The organism is Arthrobacter sp. UYEF3 (assembly GCF_040546245.1).
Lineage (GTDB): Bacteria > Actinomycetota > Actinomycetes > Actinomycetales > Micrococcaceae > Arthrobacter.
Genome location: NZ_JBEPNK010000005.1, coordinates 81,835 through 93,582 on the forward strand (window position 1 = coordinate 81,835; position 11,748 = coordinate 93,582).

The 11,748-nt window shown below is 67.5% G+C and carries 15 protein-coding genes; 7 read left to right on the forward strand and 8 right to left on the reverse strand.

The genetic code is table 11. The features are described from left to right. Window positions 1-221 precede the first annotated feature (221 nt). The 4 genes from ABIB14_RS05160 to ABIB14_RS05175 all read left to right on the forward strand — a co-directional run bounded on the left by ABIB14_RS05160 (window position 222) and on the right by ABIB14_RS05175 (window position 2,467). The gene (locus tag ABIB14_RS05160) at window positions 222-866 is read left to right on the forward strand and encodes a TetR/AcrR family transcriptional regulator (RefSeq protein WP_354234574.1); all 645 of its coding nucleotides are present in this window, start codon (window positions 222-224) and stop codon (window positions 864-866) included. 56 nt (window positions 867-922) lie between these two features. Continuing rightward, on the forward strand, window positions 923-1,498 hold the full coding sequence (locus ABIB14_RS05165; RefSeq protein ID WP_354234576.1) for an NUDIX hydrolase: 576 nt from the start codon (window positions 923-925) through the stop codon (window positions 1,496-1,498). A 96-nt stretch (window positions 1,499-1,594) separates the two neighbouring features. Continuing rightward, on the forward strand, window positions 1,595-2,104 hold the full coding sequence (locus ABIB14_RS05170) for a CBU_0592 family membrane protein (protein WP_354234577.1): 510 nt from the start codon (window positions 1,595-1,597) through the stop codon (window positions 2,102-2,104). Between the two features lie 144 nt (window positions 2,105-2,248). Continuing rightward, window positions 2,249-2,467 carry a hypothetical protein gene (locus ABIB14_RS05175; RefSeq protein WP_354234579.1) on the forward strand — a complete coding sequence of 73 codons (219 nt, stop codon included), beginning with the start codon at window positions 2,249-2,251 and terminating at the stop codon, window positions 2,465-2,467. Between the two features lie 252 nt (window positions 2,468-2,719). On the opposite strand, the gene ABIB14_RS05180 is transcribed toward ABIB14_RS05175, so the two are convergent. From ABIB14_RS05180 to ABIB14_RS05190, 3 genes are all read right to left on the reverse strand, one after another. Next, window positions 2,720-2,989, reverse strand: coding sequence for a hypothetical protein (locus tag ABIB14_RS05180; RefSeq protein WP_354234580.1), 270 nt, complete (start codon window positions 2,987-2,989; stop codon window positions 2,720-2,722). A 64-nt stretch (window positions 2,990-3,053) separates the two neighbouring features. Continuing rightward, window positions 3,054-3,365, reverse strand: a complete 312-nt coding sequence (locus tag ABIB14_RS05185; RefSeq protein ID WP_354234581.1) for an AzlD domain-containing protein — start codon at window positions 3,363-3,365, stop codon at window positions 3,054-3,056. Beyond that, window positions 3,362-4,117 carry an AzlC family ABC transporter permease gene (locus ABIB14_RS05190; RefSeq protein WP_354234582.1) on the reverse strand — a complete coding sequence of 252 codons (756 nt, stop codon included), beginning with the start codon at window positions 4,115-4,117 and terminating at the stop codon, window positions 3,362-3,364. Before ABIB14_RS05190 ends, ABIB14_RS05185 begins: the two co-directional genes overlap by 4 nt. Window positions 4,118-4,339: 222 nt before the next feature. Here ABIB14_RS05190 and ABIB14_RS05195 point away from each other — a divergent pair, with 222 nt between their 5' ends. Together ABIB14_RS05195 and ABIB14_RS05200 are read left to right on the forward strand one after the other, a co-directional pair. Further along, complete coding sequence (locus ABIB14_RS05195) at window positions 4,340-5,380, forward strand: ABC transporter ATP-binding protein (RefSeq protein WP_354234583.1); 1,041 nt, start codon at window positions 4,340-4,342, stop codon at window positions 5,378-5,380. Further along, window positions 5,373-6,965: an ABC transporter permease gene (locus tag ABIB14_RS05200; protein ID WP_354234584.1), complete on the forward strand. Its 1,593-nt coding sequence runs from the start codon at window positions 5,373-5,375 to the stop codon at window positions 6,963-6,965. Before ABIB14_RS05195 ends, ABIB14_RS05200 begins: the two co-directional genes overlap by 8 nt. A 68-nt stretch (window positions 6,966-7,033) precedes the next feature. Here ABIB14_RS05200 and ABIB14_RS05205 read toward each other — a convergent pair whose 3' ends face one another. Beyond that, the gene (locus ABIB14_RS05205; RefSeq protein ID WP_354234586.1) at window positions 7,034-7,921 is read right to left on the reverse strand and encodes a glycerophosphodiester phosphodiesterase; all 888 of its coding nucleotides are present in this window, start codon (window positions 7,919-7,921) and stop codon (window positions 7,034-7,036) included. Between the two features lie 50 nt (window positions 7,922-7,971). Here ABIB14_RS05205 and ABIB14_RS05210 point away from each other — a divergent pair, with 50 nt between their 5' ends. Beyond that, window positions 7,972-9,282 (forward strand): DUF445 domain-containing protein, encoded by a 1,311-nt coding sequence (locus tag ABIB14_RS05210; RefSeq protein WP_354234587.1) that lies wholly within the window; start codon window positions 7,972-7,974, stop codon window positions 9,280-9,282. Here ABIB14_RS05210 and ABIB14_RS05215 read toward each other — a convergent pair. The 4 genes from ABIB14_RS05215 to ABIB14_RS05230 form a co-directional block, all read right to left on the reverse strand. Continuing rightward, a complete protein-coding gene (locus tag ABIB14_RS05215; protein ID WP_354234588.1) occupies window positions 9,279-9,467 on the reverse strand; it encodes a hypothetical protein in 189 nt (62 codons plus the stop codon). The genes ABIB14_RS05210 and ABIB14_RS05215 overlap by 4 nt on opposite strands. Window positions 9,468-9,579: 112 nt before the next feature. Then, window positions 9,580-10,329 (reverse strand): LamB/YcsF family protein, encoded by a 750-nt coding sequence (locus ABIB14_RS05220; RefSeq protein WP_354234589.1) that lies wholly within the window; start codon window positions 10,327-10,329, stop codon window positions 9,580-9,582. Beyond that, on the reverse strand, window positions 10,313-11,170 hold the full coding sequence (locus ABIB14_RS05225) for a hypothetical protein (protein ID WP_354234794.1): 858 nt from the start codon (window positions 11,168-11,170) through the stop codon (window positions 10,313-10,315). The genes ABIB14_RS05220 and ABIB14_RS05225 overlap by 17 nt, the downstream gene beginning before the upstream one ends. Window positions 11,171-11,288: 118 nt before the next feature. Next, entirely contained in the window at window positions 11,289-11,732 is a 444-nt protein-coding gene (locus ABIB14_RS05230; RefSeq protein ID WP_354234590.1) for a YdeI/OmpD-associated family protein, read from the reverse strand. Window positions 11,733-11,748: the final 16 nt, after the last annotated feature.

An 11,748-nucleotide genomic window follows, 5' to 3' on the forward strand; every position in this document is an offset into this window, starting at 1 on the left:
GCTGACTGACGCGTCGGTCATTTGCCTAGCTTTGTGTCTCCGGTCACAACTGTCAAGACTGCAATCTGGTTTAAGTCATAAAATGCCTACATGTAGGCAAGAAACGGCTAGTCATAAACGCCCAATCTGGGTGAGTACCGAGTTTCTAACCTGAAATCGCTGCCCCAATCTTTGACTGTAGCGTCAGTTTTTGGCCTAAGCTATAGTCGTCGATACAAGTGATGTTCCAGTATCTGGAAGGAACTGCAATGAGCGATACGGCGGATGCCAGGGGATCCCAGGAACGCAGGAACGCCATTCTTGAAGCCGCGTGGCAGCTGATAGCCGAGCGCGGATATCACCATGTCCGGGTACAGGACATCGCCAGGATCTGCGGCACCAGTACCGGTACCATCCACTACTACTTTCCCGGCAAGGACGATGTCCTTCGCGAAGCACTGCGCTACTGCGTGGACCAGGCGTTCGATCGCCAAGGTGCCGTGCTGAGCCAGGTAAACAACGCGCACAAGCGCCTGCTGGCCCTGATCGAACTTCAGCTGCCGGTTGGCATCCAGGTACGGAACGAGTGGTCCATCTGGCTCCAGTTCTGGTCTGAAACCTGCCTTAACCCTTCGCTGCGGCCAATCCACAATGACTTCTACGCGCGTTGGATGGATGCGGTCGTCAGCATCGTCCGGCGCGGCCAGCGGCAGGGAATTTTCCGTGATCTTGATCCCATAGGGTTCGCACGTCTGCTGACCTCGGCCACTGACGGCGCGGCGATCAAGATCCTCACCGGCGCCCCTGACATGACCGTTGATGTCATGCGGACCATGCTGGTGTCCATTGTTGACAAGGAACTCACCCTGTCCGACAGCGTGGTTTGACGGTGGCGCAGATGGCCGGGCCGCATAGTGAAGTTCGTTCGCTCTGGCGTTCCCGCATGGAGCACCGAACCCGCCACACTGCTGGTCGGGAAGACCCCGGAGTGCGCCGGGCCGCAGTCGCCATCACCGTCTATCCGTGGTCCGGCTCCCTTCACTTCCTGATCATCAAGCGTGCGGCCAGGGGCTCCAACGCCGGACAATGGGCGCTTCCGGGCGGACGCATGGATCCGGGCGAAGACCTCGTGGACACCGCGCTGCGCGAGTTGCATGAGGAAACCGGGATCCTGGCATTGCGCGACGACGTCGTTGGCCTACTGGACGATTTCCCGGCCAGCCGCGGCATCGTGATCACACCCGTAGTCGTCCTGCTGGGTGAGCCTCCCCGGCCCCGCCGTCATCCGGCCGAAGTGGCCTCGCTGCACCCGCTGGCACTCAAGGCTCTGACTGCCCCCGGAGTCCCGCGATGGCAACCACAGCCAGACGGTGGTTCGATCCTCCAGATGCCGCTGCGTCGTGACATGGTTATCCACGCACCAACGGGCGCCATCTTATGGCAGTTCGCCGAGGTGGTGCTGAGGGGAAACGAGCTACATGTCGCGGAGGTTGCCGAGCCGGCCTTCACCGCCCGCTAAAGCACCCGAAGTCGCCTGAGTCGGTTGTTGCGGCGGCCCGGGCTTCCGGCTGCCGGCACCCCCGCCATCCCCGATTTTGAAAGGACTCGCACCGCCATGAGTTTGCTGGCTGAATGCTCCGGCTGGTTCGGTGCGCTGGCCGTGCTGGCCGGGTACACGCTCTTTTCCCTCGGCCGGATCCCGAACGGCAGGACCTTCCAAAGCGCTAACCTGGTCGGGGCCATGGCGTTGCTCGTCAACGGCGCCTACCATAACGCCTGGCCGTCGGTGGCCGCCAACATCGCCTGGTTCGCCATAGCAGCCACAGCCCTGATCCGCCTGCAGCGGTTACGTCACGATAATCCTTCGCCCTCGGTGGCCGCAGACCTGAGCGGCGACGAACTACTGCCCCCGCCCGGGCCGGTGCCCCCGGATCAAAGGGAATGTTGGAATAAGGATGGATCCGGGTTTGGCCTGACTCCCCGGGCGACTCCTGAACAAAGAACTGACTTTCACCGGAACCAGGAGCCCATGGCCACTGAATCGGTTCAGCAAGACGCGACGCAACGGACCCTGACCCAGGCACTCGAGCAGGGAATCGAACGCTCGGCCCGGACGGACTGTTAAACCAGGCCACGAGAAACGTCCAGGCGGCGCAGAATCGCGGCCGTCGAGGAACGGGGCCAGCCGACTGCAGGAGCGCTTCAGCACCCAGCGCGTGGCAGGTCCGAAAGCCCGTCAGGCAGGGTTCATAAGTAGGAAGCGACGGCCATGGCCAGGCTCGGCCTGCGTCCGGACCCTCCCGCCGAAGAACTCGCCGAGCGCGATGACTTCCGGACCGTAAGCGAGCACTGGGCCGGCACCCCACCGTGGACGTCGTCAACCGCGAGGGGCTGCGCCAACAAGACACCCACTGTCGTCACGCTCTCCGCGGTCCTGGCCCGCTACAGCGGTGCCGCCACTGTGGCCTGGGGCGCTAACGAATCCTAGGGCACCCTGAGCCGATGGACCGAGAAGGGTGGCCGCGGCAACAACGTCCTGGACCGCATCGCTTCATCCCGCGCTGCTGGATTTGTTGAGGTGGCCGTAGATCGTGGAACGCGGCATCTGAAGCAGGTGGTCGATGCGTTGGACAAGTTTCAGTGCGCCGTTGGTGTGAGCCCGGGCTAGCGCGGGGAGGGGACCGGTCAGAGATGACCGTGGTCAGCAGTCGACGGCCCGGCCCGGCCGTTCGTTCCTACCCTAACCATCAGCAGGCTTTTCCTTGGCCTCCTGCAGGTGCTGCTGCAGCTTCTCTTCGGCCTCCCGCCGGCGGCGTGCCATGTCGCGCAGTTCCCGGGTCGATTCGGCGCCGGGGGAAACGAAGTGTTCGTGCGCCTTGGGAGGATGAGCCTTGCCGGCAGCCTGCGGAGCGGGCGCCGCCGGGTTCGGTTTTACCGCGTCAGGGGTCGCTTTCTCCGGATCCCCCGGGCCGGAGGCAGCGGCAATCGGCTCGTCTTTTTCGGTCATCATCAAATGTTCCCACCGGCCGGACGGCCCAACAAGGGGCGAAAGGCCGTTGAGCACCGGCTGCGCCTCAGTTCCAGCCGAGCAGCCGCAGCCCGGCGGCTGCTCCGGCACCGGCCAGGACCACCACCAGGAACGGCGCCCGGAACCACAAGGCAACGGCAGCCGCAGCGAGAGCGCCGAGCCTGGCGTCCAGCGCCAGGGACTGCCCGGCCGCCACGGTGTTCACCACCGTCAGGGAGGCCAACAGGCCGATCGTCATGGTGCCGGCGATCCGGGACATCCGGGGATCGCGCAGCAGGCTGGCTGGCACGAGGTACCCCACCAGTTTCCAGGCGTAGGCCAGCACGCAGGACAGCAGGAGCCAGCCCCAGAGCGTCATGAGTCCTCCCCCGCGCCGCGGTCAGCGCGCGGGGCTCCCTGGTGCTGCTCGGCGTATGGATCTACGTCGGGCTCCAGTCCCTCGTCGCTGCGACCATGGCTGAACCAGCCGACCACCGCGGCGACCAGGGCGGCGACCAGGATCGGTACCCCCGCAGGCACAAACGGTACGGCAAGGACGGTGGCCAGCGCGCAGACGACGGCGATCGCGACGGGTTCGCGGCCCTTGAGCCGCGGCCACAGCAGGCCCAGAAACGCCGCCACGGCGGCGCCGTCGAGCCCCCACTGCTTCGGGTCGCCGAGCGCAGCGCCGGCCAGCGCCCCGACGGCGGTGAAGAGATTCCAGAGCACGAAGATGCCGATGCCGGCGGTCCAGAAGCCGCGGCGCTGCTCCGCCGGATCCGTCTGGCCGGTGCTCGTGGCGGTCGATTCGTCGATCGTAACGTGGGCCGCGGCGAACCGGCGCCAGCCCCGGGGCTGCAGCAGCGCGTTGAGCTGCATGCCGTAAATGCCGTTGCGCATGCCCAGCAGGGTGGCCGCGCTCATGGCCGCGACGCCGGAACCGCCCCCGGCCACGACGCCGATGAAGGCGAACTGCGAGCCGCCGCTGAAGAGCAGCAGGCTCAGCGCCATGGTCTGCCAAAAATCGAGCCCGGAGGTCACGGACAGGGCCCCGAAGGACACCCCGTAAAGCCCGGTGGCGATGCTGATGGAGAGCCCGACGCGGGCGGCCGGGGACTGCGTGAGCTTCACCGGTTCACCGGCAGCCCGCTCAGGGCCGCCATGGAAAAAGAGTCTCGGTTGCCCGGGGTGACCAGCGGAAAGACATGGAACCATGCAACCACAGCAGCGGGGGGCCTGCTAACCGGGCAGCTCACCGCTCCGTAACCTAATCCGCGCCCTGCACCCAGGGGCTGCGAAAACGGGGACCTTCCGCAGGGTCCCCGCGGAGCAACCAGGCGTACCTTTTTGACTATGAGCAGTGTCGTGGAGATGACCGGGGTCGTGAAACGCTTTGGGGCCGTTACTGCCCTCAATGGCCTGGACTTCGAGGTGGCCGCCGGCGAAGTGCACGGCTTCCTGGGACCTAACGGGGCCGGCAAATCGACCACGCTGCGGCTGCTGCTGGGCATGCTGCGGTCCAATGCGGGTTCTGTCCGGGTACTCGGGCTGGATCCCTGGCGCGACGTTGCGACACTGCACCGCCGGCTGGCCTACGTTCCGGGGGATGTGTCCCTGTGGCCCAACCTGACCGGCGGAGAGGTGATCGAGTTGCTTGGCAAGCTGCAAGGCGGCCAGGATCGGGACCGGCGGGACCGGCTGCTGGAGCTCTTCGAGCTGGATCCCACCAAGAAGGCCCGCACCTATTCCAAGGGCAACCGGCAAAAGGTGGCACTCGTCGCAGCGCTGGCCACCGATGCCGAATTGTTCCTGCTGGACGAACCCACCAGCGGGTTGGACCCGCTGATGGAGGACGCCTTCCGCGGCTGCGTGCGCGAACTCCGGGCGCAGGGGCGCACCGTGTTGCTGAGCAGCCACATCCTCAGCGAAGCCGAGGCGCTCTCCGACCGGGTCAGCATTATCAGGGCCGGCCAGGTGGTGGAGACCGGCCCGCTGGACCAGTTGCGGCACCTGACGCGCGCGTCGGTCACGGCCGACGTCGACGCTGTACCGCCGGGGCTGGAACGCCTGCCCGGCGTGCACGATGTGGTGGTGGCCAATCACCGGATCAGCGCCCAGGTGGATCCCGCCGGGCTGGGTCCGCTCCTGCAGGCCCTGACGGGCGCCGGATTGCGGGCGCTCACCAGCACCCCGCCCACGCTCGAGGACCTCTTCCTGCGGCACTATGGCTCCGGCGGCGGTGCGGGCCGCCGCCGGGAGGGCGACGCGGGCTCCCGCGACGCCGGTTCCCGCGACGCCGGTTCCCGCGACGCCGGTTCGGGGGCCTTGGGCGCCGCTGCTGCGGGCCGGGGCGGCGGTTCAGCTGCCGTTCCGGGCGGGCCGGACAATGCGTGAGACGCTGGCCGGCACCGGGATGCTGATCAGGTTGGGGTTGCGCCGGGACCGCTGGCTGCTGCCGGTGTGGGTACTCGGTTTCGCCGTCGTTACGTATTCGACGGCGGCGGCCGGCGCCGAGCTCTACCCGGATCAGCGCAGCCGTGTCGCAGCCGCCAACGCCCTGAATGCTACCGCCTCGATCGTGGCGATGTTCGGACGCATCTACGATCCGGCCTCGCTCGGGGCCCTGTCGCTGATCAAGTACACAGCGTTCATGACCGCCATCCTCGCGGTCCTCATGGTCGTCCTCATCATCCGGCATACCCGGGCCGACGAGGAGAGCGGCCGGCTCGAGTTGCTCAGTGGCGGCCGGCTGGGACGCGACGCTCCGCTGGCTGCCGCCCTCAGTATCGGTTTGGCCACCAGCCTGGGCGTGGGGCTGCTGTCCGGCGCCGGCCTGGCCGCCGGCGGTCTTGCGGGCGCCGGTTCGCTGGCCTTCGGCCTCGGCTGGACCGCCACCGGGATGGCTTTCTGCGCCGTCGGGGGTGTGGCGGCGCAACTGACCGCGAGCGCCCGGGCCGCCACCGGTCTCGGTGTTGGAATCGTCGCGGTTACCTACGGCCTGCGCGCGGTCGGCGACCTCTCCGAACCGGGTCCCTCGCTGCTCTCCTGGCTTTCCCCGATCGGCTGGAACCAACAAATCAGGGCATTCGCCGGGGACCACTGGTGGGTGCTGGCGCTACCGGTTGCGCTCTGCATCCTCCTCATCCCAACTGCTTTTACCCTCCGGGCCCGCCGGGATCTTGGCGCCGGGCTGCGCGACGAGCGGCCCGGCCCTGCGGTGGGCTCGCTCACCGGCGTCTGGGCCTTGGCCGTGCGGCTGCAGTTTCGGGTGTGGCTGGCGTGGGCCGTGTCGTTCGTCGTCTTCGGCGTCGTGGTCGGGTCCTTGGTCGCCAACGTGGCGGAGATGCTGAGCTCCCCGAACGCCCAGGACCTGATCAAACTATTGGGCGGGGCGTCAGCACTGCGGGATGCCTTCCTGGCCGCGGAAATCAGCATTATGGGCCTGCTGGCCGCGGCCTACGGCGTGGCTGCGGCGAACCACCTGCGCGGCGAGGAAGCTGCGGGCCACACCGAGGCCCTGCTGGGGACTGCCACCACACGCAGCCGCTGGGCGAGCAGCCATTACGCTTTCGCGCTGGCCGGCGTCGCCGCGCTGATGGCGCTGACCGGTGTGTCGATCGGCGTCGGGGCCGCCCTCGCAGTCCAGGACACCGGTCTGATCGGCCGAGCGGCCTTGGCCTCGCTCGCCCAGATTCCCGCCGCGTGGGTGCTGACCAGCGTGGCCCTGGCGGTGTTCGGCTGGGTGCCGCGGCTGGCCGGGTCGGTCTGGGGCGTGCTCCTTGCCTTCGTGGCGTTGGGTGAGTTCGGCGTGCTGTGGAATGCCCCCGGATGGTTGATGGAGCTCTCACCGTTCCGGCATTCGCCGCTGCTGCCGGTGAGTTTGGACGCGGTGCCCGCGCTGCTGGCCTTGATCGCCGTCGCCGCCGCCCTGGCGGCGCTGGGCTACCTCGGCTGGCGGCGGCGGGACCTGGCGGCTTAGCCTGTAGATTTCCGGCCGAGAGGCTGAGCCCAGTGCTTGTTAGTTGCCGGCGCAGCGCAGCGGCGACCTTACAGTGAGGCCAGCATCTGGGAGAGCACTTCGGCGGGCCGGTTGGTGGTGATCTCCTGGATTCCCAGTTCCCGGCAGAGGGCAACGTCCGCCGCCGAATCGACGGTCCAGACGCGGAAGCGGCGGCCCGAGTCAAGCCAACGACGGACAGTGCGGGCGTGTCCGCGGACGTAGCCAATCCCGGGCCCGGCCAGGCCCACTTCGCAGTCGTCCAGGATCCGTTCCCCCTCGGTCTGCGCCGCTTTCAGGACGTTTGCCAGGGCACCGCCGGTAAGCGGTCCAAGCCCCATTTCCTCCCGGATTTCCGCCACGTTCACGTCGTCCACCAGCTGGCAGATGGCTGCGGCCGGCACCGACTGGAGCAGGTGCTTCACGGAGTCGGGGCTGAAGCTCATGAAGGAGACCCGGATGTTGTCCAGCATCGACGTGGCACGGTCCCAGCCTTCGGCCTCGAGGACCGCCAGGACCCGGTCCTCGAGCTTGAGCTGGTAGGGGCTCGGATGCTTGAGTTCAATCGCCAGCCCGATCTCGCGGCCGGCCTGGCGGAGGAGGTCCAGCAGCTCCGGGAGCGTCAGGAACTGTTCGGACCGGGCTCCGTATTCTTCGGGTATCCTGGCGCCCTTCCAGGAGCAGAAGTCCAGCAGCCGCAGTTCCTCCAGGGTGCGGTCCGCAACCGGGCCGGTCCCGTCCGAGGTGCGGTCGAGATTGGCGTCGTGGAGCAGAACCGCGTGCTGGTCGCGGGTCAGGTGAACGTCGCACTCGACGCCGTCGGCGCCGTCGGCGATCGCCTGGAGATAGGCGGCACGGGTGTGCTCAGCGAAGGCTCCGCTGGACCCCCGGTGGGCGTAGACGAGCGGGCGGGCGGCGGCGGACTCCTCGGTGGTCATGCTGACACGTTAGCGGACGTCCGATGCAGATGCCGGGCTAGGCTGGGGACATGCAGGTGAACACTGAGCAACCCGTCCGTCCGGCCACCCGTGCGCCCGTTGCCGAACACCGGCTTTCCGCCGCGGATGCCGGCAAGGCCGCGGCGCTGCGGAAAATGAAGCTGCTGGCGGTGTCGCTGCTGATTGGCATGGCTGTCATTTTCGTCGTTGCCTTCGCCTTGCAGAAGCAGTACCCGTGGCTCGAGTACGTGCGGGCCGCAGCGGAGGGCGGCATGGTGGGCGCCCTCGCGGACTGGTTCGCCGTGACCGCGCTGTTCAAGTACCCGATGGGCCTGAAGATTCCGCATACCGCGATCATTCCGCGCCGGAAGGACCAGATCGGGGCGTCGCTGGGCGAATTCGTCGAGACCAACTTCCTCTCCGAGCAGGTGGTGAAGGAGAAGCTGGCCAGCGTGGACATCGCCCGGAAGGTCGGCGGCTGGCTGTCCGGGCCTGGCGGCGCCGAGCGGGTGGCCAAGGAAGGCGCTGCGGTGATCCGCGGCGCGTTCACGGTACTGAACGACGACGACGTCCAGGCGGTCATCGAAGGCATGGTCCGCCGGCACCTGCTGACTCCCCCGTGGGGACCCCCGGTGGGCCGGCTCGCCCAGCGCGTGTTCGAGGACGGCCACCACCACGCGCTCGTGGACCTCCTCATGGACCGGGCCGTGGACTGGGTACGGGACAACCAGGAGACGGTGAACCGGCTGGTCACGGACCGCTCCCCCACCTGGGTGCCCAGCTTCGTGGACGGGCTGGTGGGGGACAAGGTCTACGTGGAGATCCTGAAGTTCACCCGGGCCGTGCAGTCGGATCCGCAGCATCAGGTCCGGCTGTCAATCGACAAGTACCTCAAGGAACTGGCGTTCGACCTGCAGCACGATCCGGTCATGATCGCACGCGCCGAAGGCGTAAAGGCCCAGGTGCTCGGCGACCCGGAGGTCCGCGAACTCGCCTCCCGCACCTGGGGGACGATCAAGGCCGCGCTGCTCACCGCCGTCGACGATCCGCACAGCGAGCTGACGGTGCGTTTTAAGGCCGCCGTGCACGACTTCGGCACCCGCCTGGTGGTCGACCCCGAGCTGGCCGGCAAGGTGAACACCTGGATCGGCGACGCCGCGGGCTACCTCGTGAACAACTACCGCTCGGACATTGCCGGCGTGATCACCGAAACCGTGGCCCGCTGGGACGCCGAGGAGACCTCGCAGAAAATCGAGCTCCAAGTGGGCAGGGACCTGCAGTTCATCCGGATCAACGGCACCGTGGTGGGGGCCCTGGCAGGGATCGCCATCTTCACCGCGGCGCACTTGGTCTTCGGCTAGACCGGTATCGCGCCCGCGGACCCGACGATCACGGACAGAACAAAGGCGACGCCGGCTGCAGCCAGGGACATGGCAGCCACCTTGAAGGCTCGCACCCTGTTCCTCGATCGGGTGATCCCAAACAAGGCGGATACAACCGCGAGGGCAATAAAAAAGGGAACCGCTCCGAACAGGAACTTGGCCATGTCGCTCTCCTTCGGCTGGATGAACGTCTGAGGCCAGCGTCCCCGGGCAAAATCCGCCGCAAGTTGCTGATTCTCCTAATTCTGAAGTCGGAAGCGCAAAGGAATTATTCCGCTAGGCGAAGGACTCCAGCTCCACGCCTCCCTGTTCCAGGGCGGCGCGGACGGCGGCGGCCGCGGCCACACCACCGGGGGTGTCGGCGTGCAGGCGCAGGGAATGGGGTGTGAGCGTGACGACGGTCCCGTCGATGGCCAGGACTTCGCCCTTGAGGGCAAGGCGGAGCGCCCGCTCAACGATCTCGTCCACGGCCACGATCATCGATTCCTCCTCCAGCCGGGGCACCAGAGTCCCATCCGGAAGGTAGGCGCGGTCGGCGAAGGCCTCATGGAAGACGGGATGGCCGGCCTCGCGGGCGGCAACGAGCAGGGTCGAGCCCTCCAGGCCAAGGAACGGCAATCCCGGGTCGTAGGCCTGGACGGCGGCGACGACGGCGGAGGCCTGTTCGGCGTCGTGCAACGTGCGGTCGTAGAGGCCGCCATGCACCTTAACGTAGTCCACCGAGGCGCCCACCGCGTGCGCTACGCCGTCGAGCGCCCCGAGCTGGTAGAGGACGGCCCCGAAGAGGTCGTCGAAAGTCATGTCCATGGCGCGAAGGCCGAAGCCGGCGAGGTCAGGATAGCCCAGGTGCGCGCCGACCTTGACGTTGAGCTCGTACGCCGCGCGACAGGTGTCGAGCATGGTGACGGGGTCCCCGGCGTGCATGCCGCAGGCCACGCTGGCGCTGGTGACGAGCGGGAACATCGCGGCGTCATTACCCATGGTCCAGGAGCCGAAGGACTCCCCCAGGTCAGCGTTCAGGTCCACCGCTGCCGCCTTTCATTTCACGGTCCGGAGCGGGCGGTGGCTGGGCAAGGTCCTTCGGGTTGATTTCGCCGGCTGTGCGGGCCGTGCCGGACAACAGCTCCCCTGGGATGGTCTCCGGCATGGCACCAAAGGCCTCCTTGGCGTTTTCGATGACGGCGCGTCCCATCATCCGGTTGCCGACTCCGCCGACCACGGCGCCCACGCCGAACGGCAGCGCCCGACCCAGCAAGGCGGTGCCCTGGCGCTTGAGCAGGTTCCGCAGGAAGGCCTGCTGGATCCGCTGCCGCACCGAGCCGAATCCGATCAACGGCCCCCGGCGGGCGAACAGCGAGCCCCAGGCCTGCGTGGGTCCGGCGCCCTGGCCGGCAGCCTGGCCGCTCAACGAACTCAGCAACGCCGTGCCTTCCTCGCCGAGCATGATGGCCATAACCAGGGTGCTGGCTTTCTCCGGATCCACCATCCGCACGCCATGGAGTTCCGCCAGCGACGTGGCGTACAGTGCGGTGGCCTCCAGGAATCCGACCGTCGCCACGGCTGAAAGCCCCAGGGCGGCCACAGTGCCGACACCGGGGATAACGGCGGAGCCGCCGACGAGCGCCCCGCCCCCGGTGACCGCCGCCAGGTAGTTGCGTTCCAGCCTGGCCGCGAGCTGCGCCGCGGTGGCGCTCGGGTGCTTCCGCTGCAGCCGGCGCAGGTTAGCCAGAACCAGCGGCCGCTGGATTTCCACCGCGCGCAGGAGCACGTTGTGAACGCCCGGCTTGGGCTTGCCGTCGGCGTCGAACATTGCGCTGTGGGCGGTCTTCTGGGCAATTTTCATTGCCGGGTTGCTGCGCTTGGCCATCATCGCCTCTCCGTAAATCGTAAGGGTGCTGAACTTCGCCCCACCGCTAACACTAGGCCACGGGCCGCCGTCCTCTTCGGGGTAGTTCCTCAGCCGCCGGCAAACGCCTCCGGCCGAGCTATTTCTTGCCTGCGTTGAGATCGGTAACGATCTTGGCGATCCGGCGGGAGCGGGTTTCCGCCGTTTTGGCATCCGCGATCGGCTCGACGTAACGTCGCTGGCTGCTGTAGTTCAGCGTCGCGTAGAACGCCTTCGCCAGGGGTTCCGCATCCAGGGCAGCGGCGAGGTCTTCGGGAACGTCGATGGTCCGCGGCTGGGTGTCCAGTGCGATGTCCACCTCCACGGTGTCCCCCGCTGCGGCGCCGGTCAGTTCACGGTTGGCAGCGCTGACTCCCACCATGTTCCGGCCGCCCATCACCGCAATGCTGCTGCGGTAGCTCTGGCCGTTGATTGTCACGACCACGGGCGGCCGCCTGCCGGCGCCGAGCGCGTTGACAAGGTCCTCGGGGACCTCGATACCGGCTTTCGTGCCGCTGCCCTGGATCGTCGTGGTGAATTTCATCTTCACAGTATGCCTC